Annotated in this window: 15 protein-coding genes; 3 read left to right on the top strand and 12 right to left on the bottom strand. The window is 35.3% G+C overall.

Going from position 1 to position 17,196, the window contains the following annotated elements; all coding sequences use genetic code 11:
* Position 1: 1 nt before the first annotated feature.
* The 5 genes from PEDSA_RS16145 to PEDSA_RS16125 form a co-directional block, all read right to left on the bottom strand.
* On the bottom strand, positions 2 to 991 hold the full coding sequence (locus PEDSA_RS16145; protein ID WP_013634234.1) for a glycosyltransferase family protein: 990 nt from the start codon (positions 989 to 991) through the stop codon (positions 2 to 4).
* 72 nt (positions 992 to 1,063) lie between these two features.
* The gene (locus tag PEDSA_RS16140; RefSeq protein WP_013634233.1) at positions 1,064 to 1,897 is read right to left on the bottom strand and encodes a UDP-2,3-diacylglucosamine diphosphatase; all 834 of its coding nucleotides are present in this window, start codon (positions 1,895 to 1,897) and stop codon (positions 1,064 to 1,066) included.
* Between the two features lie 104 nt (positions 1,898 to 2,001).
* The gene (locus PEDSA_RS16135) at positions 2,002 to 2,700 is read right to left on the bottom strand and encodes a YjjG family noncanonical pyrimidine nucleotidase (RefSeq protein WP_013634232.1); all 699 of its coding nucleotides are present in this window, start codon (positions 2,698 to 2,700) and stop codon (positions 2,002 to 2,004) included.
* Positions 2,701 to 2,817: 117 nt separating this feature from the next.
* Complete coding sequence (upp, locus tag PEDSA_RS16130) at positions 2,818 to 3,459, bottom strand: uracil phosphoribosyltransferase (protein ID WP_013634231.1); 642 nt, start codon at positions 3,457 to 3,459, stop codon at positions 2,818 to 2,820.
* 9 nt (positions 3,460 to 3,468) lie between these two features.
* Positions 3,469 to 4,749 (bottom strand): polysaccharide deacetylase family protein, encoded by a 1,281-nt coding sequence (locus tag PEDSA_RS16125; protein ID WP_013634230.1) that lies wholly within the window; start codon positions 4,747 to 4,749, stop codon positions 3,469 to 3,471.
* Positions 4,750 to 4,955: 206 nt separating this feature from the next.
* On the opposite strand from PEDSA_RS16125, the gene uvrB reads away from it, so the two are divergent.
* The 3 genes from uvrB to PEDSA_RS16110 all read left to right on the top strand — a co-directional run bounded on the left by uvrB (position 4,956) and on the right by PEDSA_RS16110 (position 9,999).
* A complete protein-coding gene (gene uvrB, locus PEDSA_RS16120; protein ID WP_013634229.1) occupies positions 4,956 to 6,986 on the top strand; it encodes an excinuclease ABC subunit UvrB in 2,031 nt (676 codons plus the stop codon).
* Positions 6,987 to 7,077: 91 nt separating this feature from the next.
* Entirely contained in the window at positions 7,078 to 7,386 is a 309-nt protein-coding gene (locus tag PEDSA_RS16115; protein ID WP_013634228.1) for a DUF4834 family protein, read from the top strand.
* A 126-nt stretch (positions 7,387 to 7,512) separates the two neighbouring features.
* Complete coding sequence (locus tag PEDSA_RS16110; RefSeq protein WP_013634227.1) at positions 7,513 to 9,999, top strand: hypothetical protein; 2,487 nt, start codon at positions 7,513 to 7,515, stop codon at positions 9,997 to 9,999.
* Between the two features lie 54 nt (positions 10,000 to 10,053).
* Here the strand turns inward: PEDSA_RS16110 and PEDSA_RS16105 are convergent, their stop codons facing one another.
* From PEDSA_RS16105 to PEDSA_RS16075, 7 genes are all read right to left on the bottom strand, one after another.
* A complete protein-coding gene (locus tag PEDSA_RS16105; RefSeq protein ID WP_013634226.1) occupies positions 10,054 to 10,815 on the bottom strand; it encodes a glycosyltransferase family 2 protein in 762 nt (253 codons plus the stop codon).
* Between the two features lie 118 nt (positions 10,816 to 10,933).
* Positions 10,934 to 12,148, bottom strand: a complete 1,215-nt coding sequence (locus tag PEDSA_RS16100) for a glycosyltransferase family 4 protein (protein WP_013634225.1) — start codon at positions 12,146 to 12,148, stop codon at positions 10,934 to 10,936.
* Complete coding sequence (locus tag PEDSA_RS16095) at positions 12,149 to 12,769, bottom strand: acetyltransferase (RefSeq protein ID WP_013634224.1); 621 nt, start codon at positions 12,767 to 12,769, stop codon at positions 12,149 to 12,151. It abuts the gene before it with no gap.
* Complete coding sequence (locus tag PEDSA_RS16090) at positions 12,756 to 13,856, bottom strand: DegT/DnrJ/EryC1/StrS family aminotransferase (RefSeq protein WP_013634223.1); 1,101 nt, start codon at positions 13,854 to 13,856, stop codon at positions 12,756 to 12,758. Before PEDSA_RS16090 ends, PEDSA_RS16095 begins: the two co-directional genes overlap by 14 nt.
* A 35-nt stretch (positions 13,857 to 13,891) precedes the next feature.
* Positions 13,892 to 14,791, bottom strand: a complete 900-nt coding sequence (locus PEDSA_RS16085; protein WP_013634222.1) for a glycosyltransferase family 2 protein — start codon at positions 14,789 to 14,791, stop codon at positions 13,892 to 13,894.
* A complete protein-coding gene (locus PEDSA_RS16080) occupies positions 14,791 to 15,435 on the bottom strand; it encodes a hypothetical protein (RefSeq protein ID WP_013634221.1) in 645 nt (214 codons plus the stop codon). Before PEDSA_RS16080 ends, PEDSA_RS16085 begins: the two co-directional genes overlap by 1 nt.
* 31 nt (positions 15,436 to 15,466) lie before the next feature.
* Positions 15,467 to 16,807 (bottom strand): flippase, encoded by a 1,341-nt coding sequence (locus tag PEDSA_RS16075; RefSeq protein WP_013634220.1) that lies wholly within the window; start codon positions 16,805 to 16,807, stop codon positions 15,467 to 15,469.
* Between the last annotated feature and the right edge of the window lie 389 nt (positions 16,808 to 17,196).

The following is a 17,196-nucleotide window of genomic DNA, read 5'->3' as shown; positions in this document are numbered from 1 at the left end:
TCTATTTCTTAAACTTCGAAACGATGTCAGAAACTATGGTACTTGTTTCGTCAGGAAAGTTTAGCTGTATGGCCTCACCATGATATACCCAGTTTTTCAATTTTTCAAAAAAATCCTTTTTCAAATCTTCCACAACAGTTACTCCAAGTCTGTTGGCAGCCTCGGCATTACAAATCTGCTCAAACTGATCCCACATCGGAACTAAAAGAACCTTTTTGCCTAAATACAACGCTTCTGCCGGCCCCTCAAATCCGCCTCCGGTTAATAAGCCAGCACAGCCTTCCAAACTTTTATTATAGGTTTCATTTTCAATCGGACGAACCCAAACGTTACCATATTTATATGGTGTTCTTTGGTGTTTACTAAAAACTTCCCATTGAACATCCTTTATTTGGTGAAAATATTTTAATAAAAATTTATCGTCAACCGCAGGCAGATAAACAGTGTAATGCCCTTTGTTTGTAGGATTAAGTTCTCTAATTTCATTCCTGATTACCGGCGTATGTATAAATTCATCATAACTCTTAAAATGAAATCCTATATGATGAGTTGCAGGAGCATAGTACTTTAAAATTTGCTCAGCTAAAAAACGCTTCTTTCTAGGTCTGGGAGTTTTTGTGGAAACAAAGGAGGCCTGATGACTTAGGGCCACACTTTCCTTTTTTCGCATTTTACATGCCCATGCTGTCAGCGGTTCAAAATCATTAATTATTAAATCATATTTTTCCAATGGAATTGATCTCATATCTTTCCAAAACCGAATCAGGTCCATCTGTTTAAAGGTCTTCCAATAGTTTATACCACCGTTTTTACCGAATATATAACTGAATCCATGAAATTTATAGGCAAGTTTTTGTGGCAATTCAATATCGGCTTGCGTTCCGCTAACCAGAATATCCAATTCTCCATGCTGCTGTAAAATGGGGATAATTTCTTTTGCTCTGCTTACATGTCCGTTTCCGGTTCCCTGTATGGCATAAAGTATTTTCATTCTTTGTTTCCTTAAGCTTTACAATTTTATAAAATCATTTTTAGCCAATCAAAGTTTGCTAAGAAAATTTAATTATACTGCATGAACGAGTTTGTGCAATAGGCTCACTACGTCCATTTTGTCTTTTAAATTTTCTTGTTCTTCTTCAGGTTGATCTTGAAAATCCTTCGAATTGTAATTATAAACACTCCAATTGCCATTTTGATATTCTAAAGCGGTAAGGCTTTCAACCCAATCACCGGAATTCAGATAAGTTACGATTCCTAACGCAGTTTGAACTTCTCTTTTTTCCGCATGATGAATATGTCCGCAAATAACATAATCATAGCCTTTTTCAATAGCTATATCTGCTGCCGTTTGCTCAAATTTATTGATAAATTTTACGGCCTCTTTTACGCTGGCTTTTATTTTTCGGGAGAAACTATATTTCCGTTTCCCCATTTTTACTAAAAACCAGTTCACCAAACTATTTAAAAGGATCAATGAATCGTAACCAATTGCACCTAATTTTGCCAGCCATTTTGAGTGCTGCATGGTAACATCAAATACATCTCCATGAAAAAACCATGCTTTTTTCCCTTCCAATTCCAGCAAAAGTTTATTAGCCAAATGCAGATTTCCCATACTCGAATCTGCAAATTTTCGCAAAACCTCGTCATGGTTTCCTGTCAGGTAATGAACTGGAATGCCTTCTGAGACGAACTTCAAGATTTTTCTTAAAATTTTGACATGGGTATCGGGGAAATAAGACTTGCTAAATTGCCACATGTCTATAATATCCCCATTTAAGACAATCTGCTTTGGAGCAACGCTACTTAAATAATTAAGCAGTTCTTTCGCGTGACAGCCGTACGTTCCTAAATGTACATCTGATATCACTAAAACATCTAATTCTTTCTTAGCCATTCTTTCTTACTTGGCTATGTGAAAATTCCTTAAAGGAATTCACATTATTTTTCTCGAAAATAACCAAGCAAGATAAAGTATAAGTTAAGGAACAATGAACTTTATTACAGCATATGTTTTAGCTCAACTAAATCCTTTATATGAATCTTTATATCTTCCGGAATTGCCAAATTATTAGGATTAAAATAAATAGCATCCATACCCAGGCTTTTGGCTCCACGGATATCAGCTTCTATACTATCACCAATCATTATGCTCTCATCTACCACTCCATTGGCGAGTCCCAAAGCATGATTAAAAATTGCTTTATGCGGCTTATTTACCCCAACAACTTCTGATATGATTATATTTTTAAAATAATCTCCAATTCCCGTATTTTTCAATTTATACTCCGTAGATTCTTTAAATCCATTGGATATAAGATGCAGATTATATTTTTCAGAAAGGTAGCCAAGCACTTCATGGACATTTGGAAACAAATTGGTCTTTGTTGGACAAATCCGGACATAGTCTTCTTCGAAAGTTATTGGTATTTTATGTTCATCGATTCCTAATTCCGTAAATGTTTTTTTAAAACGTGTTGCTCTTAACTCGTCTTTAGAGATATTTCCCAAATGATATTCGCGCCACAATTTGTGGTTATTTTCAGTATAAGTCTCTATAAAAATATCTGCAGAGAGAAGCCCCAAATCGGCTAAGCGATAGGTTTGGTATAATTCAACTATTGTTTCTTCAGCATTTTTATCGAAATCCCACAATGTATGGTCTAAATCGAAAAACACATGCCTGTATCCTAATTTCATTTCCACTTATCAGTTCTATCTATGATCTCGACAAGTTTACACAATAGTTCGCTAAACCGTTTAATACCAGCGTCAATTTTTGAAGATACCTTTCAGAATTGATTACTGCGAAAAAGATTATATCTTTTCGCCAAAAGCTAAATCGCCGGCATCACCTAACCCAGGAACAATATATGCCTTCGATGTCAACTCTTCATCTATTGCTCCTATCCACAATCTCGCGTGAGGCAAATTGGCCTTGACATGAGCAATACCTTCCTGGCTTGCAATTATAGTAGCAATATGCATTTCTTTGATTTTATAATCACCTAATAGCTCTTTACAGGATGAAACCATGCTTCTGCCCGTTGCCAGCATCGGATCGGAGATAATAAGAATCTTATTATTTAAATCTTGAGAAGAGATATATTCGGTTTTAATAATGAAATCGCCTTTCTTTCTCACTTTTCTGTAGGAAGAAACAAAGGCACTGCTCGCATGATCAAAATAGTTAAGAAACCCCTGATGAAAAGGTAAACCAGCTCGTAAAATCGTTGCTAAAACTGGCTGATCTTTCATTATGTTTATGGGGCTTACTCCTAAAGGAGTGTCTATTTCGCAGTTTTTGTAAACTAAGGTTTTACTAATCTCATAAGCAAAGATTTCGCCTAAACGTTCCATATTCCTACGAAAACGCATTCTATCTTTCTGAGTTTCGATATTTCTCATCTCAGAGAGAAAATGATTGGCTATACTATTTTTCTCTGTTAAAACGAACATGGCTACAATTTAATCCAGAGTGCTTGCATACTCCAACAGCTCAATATACACAATTTTCCAGTCTTTCCATTGCCCAAAATCTCCTATCGACTCGTTATGCCATAAACTAATAAACGTTCCGTTCACATTCTTTACGCTGTCAATCAGGCTAAAAATTCCTCTTTTTGCGTCCTCAACACTAAACTTCTGGTACCTTTTTAGCGTTTGGTCCATAACAGCTGTTGGGTAGACTTTCAAATCTGTAATTTTTTCTCTGCTTAAATCATACCAAAAAAATGGGCTACATGTTCCAGCTCTAAAACCGGCCTCATCTGCGAAAGCCATTGTATAATCTTCTTTTATACCGTTATCAAGGAGATTTCTATAGCTTGCGGGCAAAGTCAGCATCAGATAATGCTGTCTGGATCTCGTGATTTTCTCCCCCACTAACGACTCCAATATTTGTTTTTCCTTTTCTAATTCAGAAATGTCTGAATTAGATTGAAAGGATGGATGTAAGCCAATACTTTCCGGATCCAGCTGAGAGATTAGTTTTATAAAAGGTTGTTTATTAAGATGTGTTGGATTATCTAATTGATGCTTATTACCCATCAATAAAAAATACAGTGTTTGGATTCTGTATTTTTCGTCCCATTCTTTCACATCTGCATACACATTAAACGGATCGCGGTAAATAAATTTCAGATTCCCCTTCAACAACAGTTTTACAGATTTTAACAATCGTCTTATCAAACCCTCTGAACGCAAATAATACGGCATATCGATATCCAGCGTTGGTTGAAACCTAAAGCTTCGCTTTTTATTTTCTAATAAAGGATACTTTTTCTTCAATAGATTCAGTAACTGAAAAGCCCATTCATCTACAACAGGCTTTCTAAGAAAACCAGATTTATAGGCTAAAGATTGTTTCCCGTGAAACCTTCCGTATTGATCCTTTTCCTTAGAAAGATATTCTTCATAACGGCTTAACAAATAAAAGGAGGCTGAGAAAAGATCGAAAGGAAGGTCTCCTTCACCAACTGCAAACGGAGCCTTATAGGTATCAAACGCTACTACACGAATATCTTGTTCACTAATTTCCTGAAACTGTTGTAACAATCCATACTCTTTAATCCATAAGCCGCATCCCAAATCTCTCTCACTATAATTCAATTTGGGTCGGTCACTATTAACAAATACTGACTCTTCCGCAGTACACTCAAAATCAACGCCTAATATCTCTTCAAAAAAAAATTGAAACAGGTAAGCTTTTCTAGGATTAATATTATTGGTATAGATTAAAAGACTCATCTTCTCACGAAGATAGTTATTACTCTCAAATAATTTTTAAGCATCGCAAATTGGGCTCACAAAACAAAAACACCTACAACTTGTTAATAGCTTGCTAGTTAACTATGCAACCGCATATCATAAGGTTCAACAATGGGGGTTTGTCTACCGTGGCAAATCCCTTTATATTTTAAGGCATAAATTTAATAAAACGTATCTTTGTATTAATGAATTTCAACTTATCTTCTCAATACAAACCCACTGGTGATCAACCAAATGCCATTAAACAATTGGTTGAAGGTGTTAACAGTGGCGATCATTATCAAACACTCTTAGGGGTAACTGGCTCTGGAAAAACATTTACCATAGCCAATGTTATTGAGCAAACTCAAAAACCTACTTTAATTCTAAGCCACAATAAAACATTGGCGGCGCAACTTTATGGTGAATTCAAACAGTTTTTCCCTGATAATGCTGTAAATTATTTCGTTTCTTACTACGACTATTATCAGCCGGAAGCTTTTTTACCTACCACGAATACTTATATAGAAAAAGACCTTCAAATTAATGATGAGATAGAAAAGCTTCGCCTAAGGACAACATCTGCGCTAATGTCTGGACGCAGGGATATTATTGTCGTATCTTCTATTTCCTGTATTTATGGTATGGGTAATCCGGAAGATTTTTCAAACTCGGTCTTTAGATTTGGTGTGGGAACAAGAATTAGCAGAAACGCTTTCTTACATAGACTGGTGGAAATTCTATATTCCAGAACTACCGCAGAATTTAAACGAGGAACTTTTAGGGTGAAAGGAGATACTGTAGATATCTATCCGGCTTATCTGGATTTTGCATATCGTGTTTCTTTTTTTGGCGATGATATTGAAGAAATTGCCGCTATAGACCCAATTACGGGAAAGAGTATAGAAAAAACTCAGGCAATAACCATCTTTCCTGCGAACTTGTTCGTTACACCAAAAGAAAAGTTCATCAGTGTGCTGCATGAAATTGGTGAAGATATGGAAGCTCGTAAAAAGCAATTTGAATCCGAAGGCCGATTTCTCGAGGCAAAAAGATTGGAAGAGCGTACCAATTATGACATGGAGATGATGCGTGAATTAGGCTATTGTTCGGGGATTGAAAATTATTCCAGATATTTTGACGGTAGGCGTCCTGGAATGCGTCCCTTCTGTCTTTTAGATTATTTCCCTGACGATTATTTAATGGTAATTGATGAAAGCCACGTCACTGTGCCACAAATTAGAGCAATGTATGGCGGAGACAGATCCAGAAAGGTTTCTTTAGTTGAATATGGATTTAGACTACCTGCAGCATTAGATAATCGGCCATTGAACTTTCAGGAGTTTGAAAATCTGGCTCCTCAAACGATTTATGTTAGTGCAACTCCTGGAGATTATGAACTTCAGCAAACCGAAGGTGTATTTGTAGAACAAGTGATCCGCCCGACGGGACTTTTAGATCCGATCATAGAAGTACGCCCGATAATTAATCAGGTGGATGATTTATTGGATGAAATAGATAAAACAATTAAACAGGGCGATCGGATTTTGGTGACCACACTTACCAAAAGAATGGCAGAAGAACTGGCAAAGTATATGGATCGCTTAAATATCAAAGTCCGATATATCCATTCTGAAATAAAAACGCTGGAACGTGTAGAAATTTTAAGAGGCCTTAGACTTGGGGAATTTGATGTTCTTATAGGTATTAACCTATTGCGGGAGGGTCTGGATTTACCCGAGGTTTCTTTGGTAGCTATTTTAGATGCTGATAAAGAAGGTTTTTTAAGATCTGAGCGCTCTTTAATACAGACTATAGGCCGCGCTGCAAGAAATGACCGTGGCCGGGTAATTATGTATGCGGATTCCATCACCGATTCCATGCGTGTTACCATCGATGAAACAAACCGACGCAGAGAAAAACAAATTAAATACAATGAGGAACACGGTATTATACCAAAAACTGTTGGAAAATCCAGAGAAGCAATAATTGAGCAAACCTCTGTAGTAGATTTTAAAGGAGGTATCCAACAAGCTTATATTGACAATAGTGAACCTACAATTGCTGCAGACCCGGTTGTTCAATACATGACAAAAGCGCAATTGAAAAAATCTATTGATAACACTAAAAAGGAAATGCTTGCAGCTTCTAAAAATCTAGACTTTCTTTTAGCAGCAAAACTAAGGGACGAGATGTATGCTTTGGAAAAAATTATGGAGGAAAAGTTCAGTTCGTAAATAATTGAAACTATAAAAATGGCAATACTAAAGTGTAACATTACGTTAGAATTACATTCTAATTAGTGTGAAAAAATTATATTTGTGATATATGGGCGGATTATTAAAGTTTTTACTGATAGTTATTTCCATTCTTTATCTAATAAGAGTGCTAGCTAGAATCTTCTTGCCTTTCTTGTTCAAAAAGGCTATGAACAAAATGCAGGAAAAAATGAATAAACAATATGAAGGTAACGGAGGCGGAGGATTTCAATATAGAGAATATCATTTTGGAGGACCTAATAATTCGCAATCTAAACCTGAGGGGAAAATAACTGTTGATTATATCCCTCCTTCACAAAATAAAAACCCCAACTTAGACAAAGGTGGCGAGTTTGTAGATTTTGAAGAAGTCAAATAGGACATTAAGGCTTACCTCATAAATTTGAAGGTTTCTTTGTTTCAGACAGAGAAACCTTTTTTATTTCCTAAAAAGTGGATATATCACCTATTTTTCTATTTTTGATGTTCAATTATTAAAAACATAATGAACTGGTTTAAGAGAAACGGCATTCATATCGCCATTATACTTTTTTTTGTAGCGCTTTGCTTCGTTTATTTCATGCCCGCATTTCAAGGCAAATTGTTGGTACAACACGATGTTTCGCAAGCACAGGCCATGCAAAAGGAAATTATGGCTTTTAAAGAGAAAGACGGAAAAGCCCCTTTATGGACAAATGCCATGTTTGGTGGTATGCCGGCTTATCAAATTTGGACAACCTACCCTAAAAATATTACCACGTATATTTTATCAGGATTTAAAACCCTTTTCCCTAACCCGGTAGACACTATAATGCTTTATCTACTAGGCGCCTATTTCTTTTTTAATGTATTATTGTCACGAATTAAAAATCTTAACAAAGTAACTATAGCTTTACTATCAACTATAGGAGCAATAGCTTTCGCTTTTTCCTCGTACAATTTTATTATCATAGAAGCAGGGCATAGCAATAAGGCAATGGTAATTAGTTTTTTTGCGCCGATCCTCGCCGGTGTATTATTAGCTTTCAGAGGAAATTATTGGTTAGGAACAGGAATTACTGCTCTCGCACTTTCCCTTGCTATAAGAGCAAATCATATTCAAATGACTTATTACCTGGCGATAGCATTACTTTTACTGGTAATTGTAGAACTCTACTGCGCTTATAAAAATAAGACCCTGCCTTCATTTGGTAAAGCTATCGGCTTTTTAAGCATAGCTGTTCTTATTTCCGTAACAGTAAATGCCAGTATGCTTTGGACAACCTATGAATATGGGCAGTTGTCTATTAGAGGGAAATCAAATTTAAAATCTGAAAGTACTGATCCTAATTCAAATGGTTTAGACAAAGAATATGCATATCAATGGAGCCAGGGCGTAGGAGAAATCATAACGTTTTTAATTCCTAATGCTTATGGAGGAGCTTCTACACCATCTCTAACCGGGGATTCTCATGTTGCAAAATCATTAATATCTAAGGGAATAGATGCCAATCAGGCTGCTGGGTTTGCGCAACAGATGCCGACTTACTGGGGTCCAAAGCCATTTACATCTGGCCCGTGGTATTTTGGAGCAATTGTCTTTTTCTTATTTGTATTTGGTTTGTTTATTGTCAAATCAAAACTAAAATGGTGGTTGATTGCAGCAACAGTTCTTAGTCTCTTGCTTTCATTTGGTAAGCATTTCGATTTAATTTCTAATTTGTTCTTCGATTATTTCCCGCTTTACAACAAGTTTAGAGCAGTTGAATCTATTTTAGTTATTGCTTCTTTATGTTTCCCTATTTTGGCAATCATGGCTATCGTCGAAGCTCTGAAACCACAAAATGACAAACAATGGCTATTGAGTAAACTTAAACTATCCGGATACATTGTTGGTGGGATTTTGGTATTGCTTTGGATTGTTCCTAGCTTATTTTTCAGCTTTAGGGCTGAAAATCATCAAGACTTTATAACCCAATTAAATCAGGTAACTGGGGATTCTGGTTTTGCTAACTCTATTGCTCAAGCTTTAATTGAAGATAGAACAGCGATGTTTAAGGCCGATACATTACGTTCTCTCGGTTTTGTCATCTGCGGTTTCGCTATGATTTGGCTATTAATCTCAAGAAAACTAAGTATAAATATAGTTTTAACAGTATTGTGCATCTTCATTTTAGCGGATTTATGGACGGTTGATAAAAGGTACTTGAATGATGAAAAGTTTGTATCGAAATCTGTAATGAGCCAGCAATGGCAGGCCAGAGAGGTAGATGATTTTATCTTAAGAGACAAAGATCCGGATTTTAGGGTATTAGATCTTACTATCCCAACATTTAGCAGCGCCAATGCTACATACTTTCATAAAACTGTAGGAGGATATCATGCAGCAAAATTAAAACGTTTTCAGGAAGTGATTGAGAAACAATTTTCTGGTAGTCTAAATCAGGATGTATTAGATATGTTAAATACTAAGTATTTCATTACATCAGGACAGGACGGACAAAATGTTTCTATGAAAATTAACCAAACAGCATGTGGACATGCGTGGTTTGTTGACAACGTACAATTCGTAAAAAACAATGACGAGGAGATGGTTGCAATTAGCTCGTTTGATCCAAAGAAAGAGGCTATTATCAATGACGAATTCAAAAAAGACTTAGATTTAAATCACATCGGTACGAGCTCTGGAGGAAAAATCGATTTGGTGGATTATCATCCAGATAATTTAAAATATGAATATTCTATAGGAAAAAAAGCAATAGCAGTATTTTCGGAAATTTGGTATCCAAAAGGATGGAAAATGTTTATAGATGGGGAAGAACAACCATATATTAGGGCAAACTATATTTTAAGGGCGGCAGAACTACCTGCAGGAAATCATATTATCGAATGGAAATTTCAACCAAAATCATATTTTTTTGGAGAAAATATTTCTTTAATTGGTTCGGTATTATTATCTTTAGTTCTTGCTTTTGCAATTTTTAGACAAAAATCGCAAGGGCAGAAAGCTTAAACCGACCAAAAGAACCTAAATCCCGGCTTTGACCAAGGCTGGGATTCTTTATTTTTAGTCATTTGTTCTTTTATTTTTCAACCAATAAAACGCCAGGTTAAAAGCAATTATTATATGATTGAATAAGTTTGGAATAAAGCCGTAATATTTTTTTAGTATTAGATACCTTTCTTTTAAACTTTGCCAGTGTTTCTTCTTTGACATTCCTCCCACCAAATACTTTGCAACGTAGCTGTGCCCGTTTATAATCTTCCTGGATTTCTTGGCAATATTCAATATCCAATCAATATCCGCACTTAGCTGATAAGATTTATTATTATAAGGCTCCGCCAAAGTCCGCTTTACATAAATAGCCTGATGGCAAATACTCATCCCGTATTTAAAACTCTTCCACGAAAAATTTTCTGGTGCCTGGTGTCTACGTCTGCCCAAACTTTCCAGGTTATCATTTATCATTTCCGTTTCACCGTAATAAATGTCGGCATCTGGACTTAATGAAAATAATTTCTCAACCGTATCAGATCTGTAGATCTCATCTCCCGAATTCATGAATAAAAGGTAATCTCCCGTAGCGATTTTCATCGCTTTATTCATAGCATCATAAATTCCTTTATCAGGTTCGGATACTATTTTTGTTATTTGATCTCTATATTTATTGACAATATTGATTGTTCCGTCTTTTGAGGCGCCATCAATAACGATATATTCCACATACGGATACGTCTGATTGACAACGGATTTTATAGTACGTTCGATGTTTTTTTCGTCATTATAAACCACCGTGATTACGGACAGTAGAGGACTATTTTTGGACATGAGTTTTTTATTAAGAAATACATACAAACTTAAAAAAATCATTGCTTTAAACGCAACTGACTCTATTTATCGAAGCCCAAGGTCGATAAGTATTTATCTAGTAGTTATGTTCGATGTATCAAAAAATTGGATTTACCTCTCTAAAAACGCTAACAAGTGTTTCACCTAACCTTTTCATTCTGGTTTGTCCTTGCTCAATCAATATCTCTCTTGATTGTTTTTGATAATTTTCATTTAAAATCTGTTCCATCTTCTCTGCTAAATCTTCTGGAGATTGCGCTTTAAAAAATTTTACGAGTGGATTTTCTATTTCTCTGTTTACTTCAATATCAGAAACTATACACCGTGTACCTATGGAAATGGCATTATAAACGGCTCCTCCACCTGGGCCACCTTCAAATAAAGTTGGCTGTATTAGTGCTGTAGCACTGTCCATCAGTGCCATTTGTTCTTCCTTCTTTATATAACCCAATAAGATTATTTTATTCCCTAAATTATTTGAGCTAATAAATTGCTGGATTTCTTCTATATACTCTGGGAATCTGGTATCTTTCAATAAACCTGTACAAAAAAGCTTTACTCCTGAAAATTCTTGTTTCTGAGATAAAAGATAAAAAGCTTTAAACGCAGTGATATGATCTTTATGCTTCCAAAATTGATTTGAAATCAAAAAATAGTTTTTAGGCGGGTTTATTTTACATAATAGAGATGCTGTCTCAGCAGGATTCCATTCTTTAAAAGGGCCTGGAGGGCAAAATGGTAAATTGAAAACGTTGTCACTATTTCCGTAGAATTTCTCAATATCCTTTTTAACGGAAGCGGCATTTACAATAACTGCTTTACTTGTCTTCAGAAGTTCAGAAAAACGTTGGTCCCGGAATTTTATTTCTTCTTCTGTAAAGAAGTGAGGTAAATGTTTATGCTGTATATCGGGAATATAAGAGACGGAAGGAATATGGGAATCAAATCGCTTAATTACCGGAAAAACTACATCTGCACCTATTTTTTTTAATTTTATTTTCACATCATATTGTAGATAATTGTAGTATACAATCTCTACTGGTATCTCATAATGTTTAAATGCTGCTCTTATCTTATCGTTCACATTTGGTCCGCCTAACTTAATTTCTCCACCTTTTTTTACTTTATTTATCAGTGAAAGTGTTAATGTTTTCAAGGCTGTAATGTTATCATAAGGGAGTATAAGATAAAACTTGAGATGATGGGTTTCACTAACAACGGAAAGGCCTTTTACTAAATAACATAAAAAATCTATCCCCCCATCCCAGGTAAGATATGATCCCCAAACAGCAATTTTCTTTTGATTTTCCAACTACTTAATTCTTTTGGCTGGAACGCCCACATATGTTCCCGCTTCATAAATATCGGTTATTACAACAGCTCCCGCACCAATTATTACATTGTCACAAATGTTAACACAATCCTTTATACTAGCGCCAACACCTACAAAATTTCTTTTTCCAATAACTGTATTTCCCGATATGGCTACGTTAGGGGCAATATGAGAATGAGCTCCTATTTTCACCCCGTGTTCTATGATTGACGCTGTATTTATAATCGTATTATCTCCAATCTCTACCTCGGGTCCCACATGCGTAAAATTCCCAATGAAGACCCCTTTTCCAAGCTTGGCAAACTCACTTATATAGGCTGAATTAGATAGTATAGAAACTATGTGTCCATTACTTTCGTATTTTTTAAACAGCTCTTCTCTTTTCTCATTGTCTCCAAGTGCAACGAAGTAATCTACTCCTGTATTCTGATTGGAATACGAAAGTTTCAAAACATCATATCCGAATATTTTCTCTCCTTTTCGAGCATTCTCGTCTAAAAAAACAATAGCATGAACAGAATCTAAACTCAGATATACATCTGCAACACTTCGGGCATGTCCTCCACAGCCTATAATATGTAGCTTCTTATCGGGATTCAAAATATTTTCTTATTTCAGTACAGATAGACTCAACATCCGTACCACTCAATCCCGGATAACTCGGTAAATTAATTCCACGCCAACCTATATTTTCTGCCACGGCATGTTTTTGATAGTACCTGGAGTACATAGGCATGGTATGTACAGGATAAAATACCGGCCGGGTTTCTATTCCGTTATTTTTCAAAGCTTCTCTTAACGGATCTCTATCTTTGAGATTATCCACCAAAATGGAAACCATCCAATATGAGTGTGTACAATCTTGTTGCTCCTGATGTACAACTACAGGAAGTCCGGAAAGCTCCGCTTTATATTTTTCAGCTATTTCTCTTTTTCTTTCAATAAATCTATCCGCCTGCTCTAACTGAGCAAGACCAATTGCAGCACAGATATTTGTCATCCGGTAATTATAGCCAATGATATCATGCCAATACTCTCTGTATTGAGCTAATCCCTGACCCCGCAAATGTAACGCTCTTTTGTAAAGCGTCTCATCATTCATTACCACTATACCGCCTTCTCCCGTAGTAATGGTTTTGTTTCCAAAAAAGCTGAATATAGAAATATCCCCAAAGGTACCGGCGTGTTTTCCTTTATAATAAGTTCCGAAGGCTTCTGCTGCATCTTCTATCAGAAAAATATTGTATTCTTTACAAATAGCTACCAACTCATCCATATCACAAGGATGGCCATATAAGTGAACGGCCATTATTGCTTTAGTTTTAGGAGTTATCTTTTTTCTCACGTCATTATAATCCATTTGCCAGGTATCCTGTAATGAATCTACAAAAACGGGAGTAGCTCCAGTATAAGCTATCGCATTTACAGAAGCAATATAAGTCAACGTAGGTACTATAACTTCGTCTTCACTAGTTATTCCCAAAGTGAGCAACGCTAAATGCAATGCGACTGTGCCATTACTGGCTCCCAACGCATGTTCGATATTAATATATTCCGCAAACTTATTTTCAAACTCAGTAATATATTTCCCTTTGGAAGAAATCCATGTAGAATCTAAACAGTCCAGAACATATTTTTTTTCATTTCCGTTTAAAGACGGCTGATAAACCGGATATTTATAACTCATATCTAATTGCTGAAGGCACTAAGTTAAGAATGATTTTATTTTTTTACAGGAATAAATTTCCTTAATAATCTAATCAAAAACGGCTTTTTATGAAATTCAATTAGTTCATTATGTATTTTACTATTTACAATGGGATTGTCCGGGAATAAATAAACATCTTCACTAACCAACTTCACATTATATTTTGTTGTTTTAGGGGAATGAGTACCGGAATTATCATGACCGATATTATTAACTTTATTCTTTGTCGCTAAAACATGTAGCTTTCTTTGCTTAAAAGAGCTATATGCAAAACGTATTGCCCATGAATCGATACGCCCATCCAACTGTCTTATTAACATCCCGCTCATATCCGGCCCACAAGTTTTGTTAAATTGATTCTGAAGTTGTTTATCCTTTATCAGGATATCTCGATCCTCAATGTCCCAATCAATACTTTTCCACCGATCACTCCAAATCCCCCAGCTCCATGAAGAACCCCGGTGAGAGAAATAAGCGCTATAATTCGCTTTTTTTAAGGAAGCTAATGGGTAACTATATCCGGAGATAGAGAATACTTCTTCTTTCTTTTTATAAAAATTTAACGCTTCATTCATGAAATTCAAAAAATCCGGTGAAGTAACCAGATCATCTTCAAGAACGATGATGTTATCATGATTAGCTAAAATTGAACTCACTCCTGATATTACGGAATTGGCTAAGCCTAAATTATGCTCATTTTCTTTAATTGTAACTTCTAAAAAACCTTCGATTTTGCTGACAATTTGTCTGACTTGTTCGACTCCTTCCTTTACCAAGTCATTTTTGGGGCCATCCGCAAAAATATATAGTCTAGACTTTGATGCTAATCTGTTTTCTCTTAAACTATTGAGCGTTTTTAGCGTGTGTTCAGGTCTATTATATACAAAAAGAGCTATTGGAGCAAGAGATTCCATTATATATCCAGACAATTATGAGTTTTATAAAACACAGAAGTGCATTTACTTTGGATTGTTCCAGGTGCCATGCCCGAAAATGGAATATGCTTAAAACCTGATTGTTTTAAAAAATCTATAGCTTCTTCGTAATATGGCCGTTCTGAATCATCTAAAATGAGTACACCATCTTCAGTGAGAGCTTGTAAAGCATACTTACAACAATTCACACGATCTCTTCCATCAACAATAATGATATGATATTTTCTATTTGTTGATACTGCCTTTCGACAATATTCTCCATTTTCTTTAAGCGCACAAAACAAAATTTCAGCGTTGGGCAACTTCAGGTTAGTTACCGTTTCGTACCAGGACTTATCGTGTTCAACAGACGTAACAGATTTTGCCTTGCCGGCGTAAAATATGGTTGAATTTCCTGACCCATATTCAAAAATACTATGTGTAGTATTGATTCGTGATTTTATAAAATCGATAAATGAATAAGTCACCCAAGGTACGGGAGTATTATTTTCATCTATAGATGTTTTAGTTTCATAAGCTCTGAACCAATTTTTTTGTGCTAAATAGCCTTTAAATCCCAAAGATAAAAGTACTTTAAGTTTCCCAGGATTAAGAAGAGATAAACGAGATAGTGACCTTTCCAAATTCTTAAAATCAAATAACTAACGAATAAAACTAAGAATTTATTTTATTTCTTCTCCAATTTATAGCCTGTTGGAATAAAGAAATAAAAAATAGAGATTTCAACATCATCAAACCTTGTTTTCTAGAATTCCTAAAGAGGAAGATTGTAAAGGTCGCACAGGCATATGCGATCAAACTTGCCCAAGCAGCGCCTTTAATTCCTATTAAAGGCAATAGCAACAAATTCAAACAGATGTTAACCGCAGCCCCAATTGCTGTTCTGTACAGTGAAATATTAGTATAGCCTTCGTTGATTAAGAATTGTCCACTTGCAGAACCTAAAAAAACAAAAACACCTGCCCACACGTGAATAGACAAAACACTAGCTCCAGAAAAATACTCCGGTTTATAAGCTATTTTATAAATATAAGGCGCTAAAATAGAAACCATCAATGCTATTAATACCGAAATCAGCACCATAAGATCATAAAGATTCTGTAAACGCTTTTGATAACGTTGCTCATTTTGTTTCTTAGCAGTTATAATAGCTGGAAAAACGGATGACACAATAGCAATTGGAACAAAATACCAGGCTTCACTCAGTGGTACTACGGTTGAATAAATACCCAACGAATCCTCTCCAAGCATTCTTCCAATCATCAGCTGATCTATTTTCATATAAATACTAACCAAAACGGCAGAGAACATTAACGGCCATGATTTACTTAGTAGATTTCTGGCCAGTTTCTTATTAAAGTGCCAGTCAAAAATGCTTCCTTCTTTTTTTCGGTAAATTGAACAATAACCAATACTTAACAATGCTGCATCAATAACAAACGCCCATATAAACCATATAATGGGTAGGTGTAAGAATATAAATAATAGTTTTAAAATAGCAGAAAGTATATTTGCTACAATATTCACTATCATAATATTCTTTGCTTTAACCTGAGCCTGGTAAAATGAATCCAACACATTAAAAGCTTGGAAGAAACCCGTTAATGCGACGATCAAAACATATTCCACAGGAGTTTGAGGATTACTGTATAGTGGGTAAATACAATAAATTAAAGGCAAAATCAATAAAACTCCTAATAATTTGAGCCTTACGGAGGTTCCTAATATCGTCTCCTTTTTTTCTTCATTTTTAACAAATTCTCTAACTACAAATTGGTCCAACCCCAAAGCTGCAATTGCAAGAAAAACGATTACAAAGGAATTGGCATAGTTCAAGATACCATTTTGTGCTTTTCCCAAATAGTTGGCAACCGCAAAACCAACCAACATTTTTATTATAAGGCTCCCTACCTTTCCAACCAAAAGAAAACCTGTGTTTTTTAAATATTTCTGGAAGGCATTAGCATCAAATCCTGGAATAACGGGAAATTTCATGAAACGTATTTTAGTTCAAATATCTAAAAAAGAAAGTGGATTTATTTTAAACAGTATATCTCAAGATTGAATCTTTTTATTACCCCTCATATCTGCAATTTGTATGATATGAACCATACTCATCTAACTGAGAGAGGAGTTAAATTATTTAAGAGGCTTTCCTTAGACTAACCTTCCATAGACATCCAATAAGCATTGATAATCAATTCAAAAACATGGTGCCATCAACAAACTAAATATTGAGAACTTCAATATTCCTAGGCTTACATCGATTATTCATTTCTCGATAAATTGAGACCTTCTCCCAAGATAATAACCAAAAAAGGCTTATTATTGATTATATAAAAATAGGAGAGTCACTATTTCATCGTTTAATAAAAGACTAACTT

The organism is Pseudopedobacter saltans DSM 12145 (genome assembly GCF_000190735.1).
GTDB lineage: Bacteria > Bacteroidota > Bacteroidia > Sphingobacteriales > Sphingobacteriaceae > Pseudopedobacter > Pseudopedobacter saltans.
This window is presented reverse-complemented; position numbering and strand designations above follow the sequence as displayed.

What these genes read in the sequence shown, in the direction of transcription:
- PEDSA_RS16125 (WP_013634230.1), bottom strand. Translation starts at nt 4,749, where the DNA reads ATGAGTCTTTTAATCTATACCAATAATATTAATCCTAGAAAAGCTTAC.
- PEDSA_RS16090 (WP_013634223.1), bottom strand. Translation starts at nt 13,856, where the DNA reads ATGAGTTATAAATATCCGGTTTATCAGCCGTCTTTAAACGGAAATGAA.
- PEDSA_RS16140 (WP_013634233.1), bottom strand. Translation starts at nt 1,897, where the DNA reads ATGGCTAAGAAAGAATTAGATGTTTTAGTGATATCAGATGTACATTTA.
- PEDSA_RS16145 (WP_013634234.1), bottom strand. Translation starts at nt 991, where the DNA reads ATGAAAATACTTTATGCCATACAGGGAACCGGAAACGGACATGTAAGC.
- PEDSA_RS16115 (WP_013634228.1), top strand. Translation starts at nt 7,078, where the DNA reads ATGGGCGGATTATTAAAGTTTTTACTGATAGTTATTTCCATTCTTTAT.
- PEDSA_RS16110 (WP_013634227.1), top strand. Translation starts at nt 7,513, where the DNA reads ATGAACTGGTTTAAGAGAAACGGCATTCATATCGCCATTATACTTTTT.
- PEDSA_RS16135 (WP_013634232.1), bottom strand. Translation starts at nt 2,700, where the DNA reads ATGAAATTAGGATACAGGCATGTGTTTTTCGATTTAGACCATACATTG.
- upp (WP_013634231.1), bottom strand. Translation starts at nt 3,459, where the DNA reads ATGTTCGTTTTAACAGAGAAAAATAGTATAGCCAATCATTTTCTCTCT.
- PEDSA_RS16075 (WP_013634220.1), bottom strand. Translation starts at nt 16,807, where the DNA reads ATGAAATTTCCCGTTATTCCAGGATTTGATGCTAATGCCTTCCAGAAA.
- PEDSA_RS16105 (WP_013634226.1), bottom strand. Translation starts at nt 10,815, where the DNA reads ATGTCCAAAAATAGTCCTCTACTGTCCGTAATCACGGTGGTTTATAAT.
- PEDSA_RS16085 (WP_013634222.1), bottom strand. Translation starts at nt 14,791, where the DNA reads ATGGAATCTCTTGCTCCAATAGCTCTTTTTGTATATAATAGACCTGAA.
- uvrB (WP_013634229.1), top strand. Translation starts at nt 4,956, where the DNA reads ATGAATTTCAACTTATCTTCTCAATACAAACCCACTGGTGATCAACCA.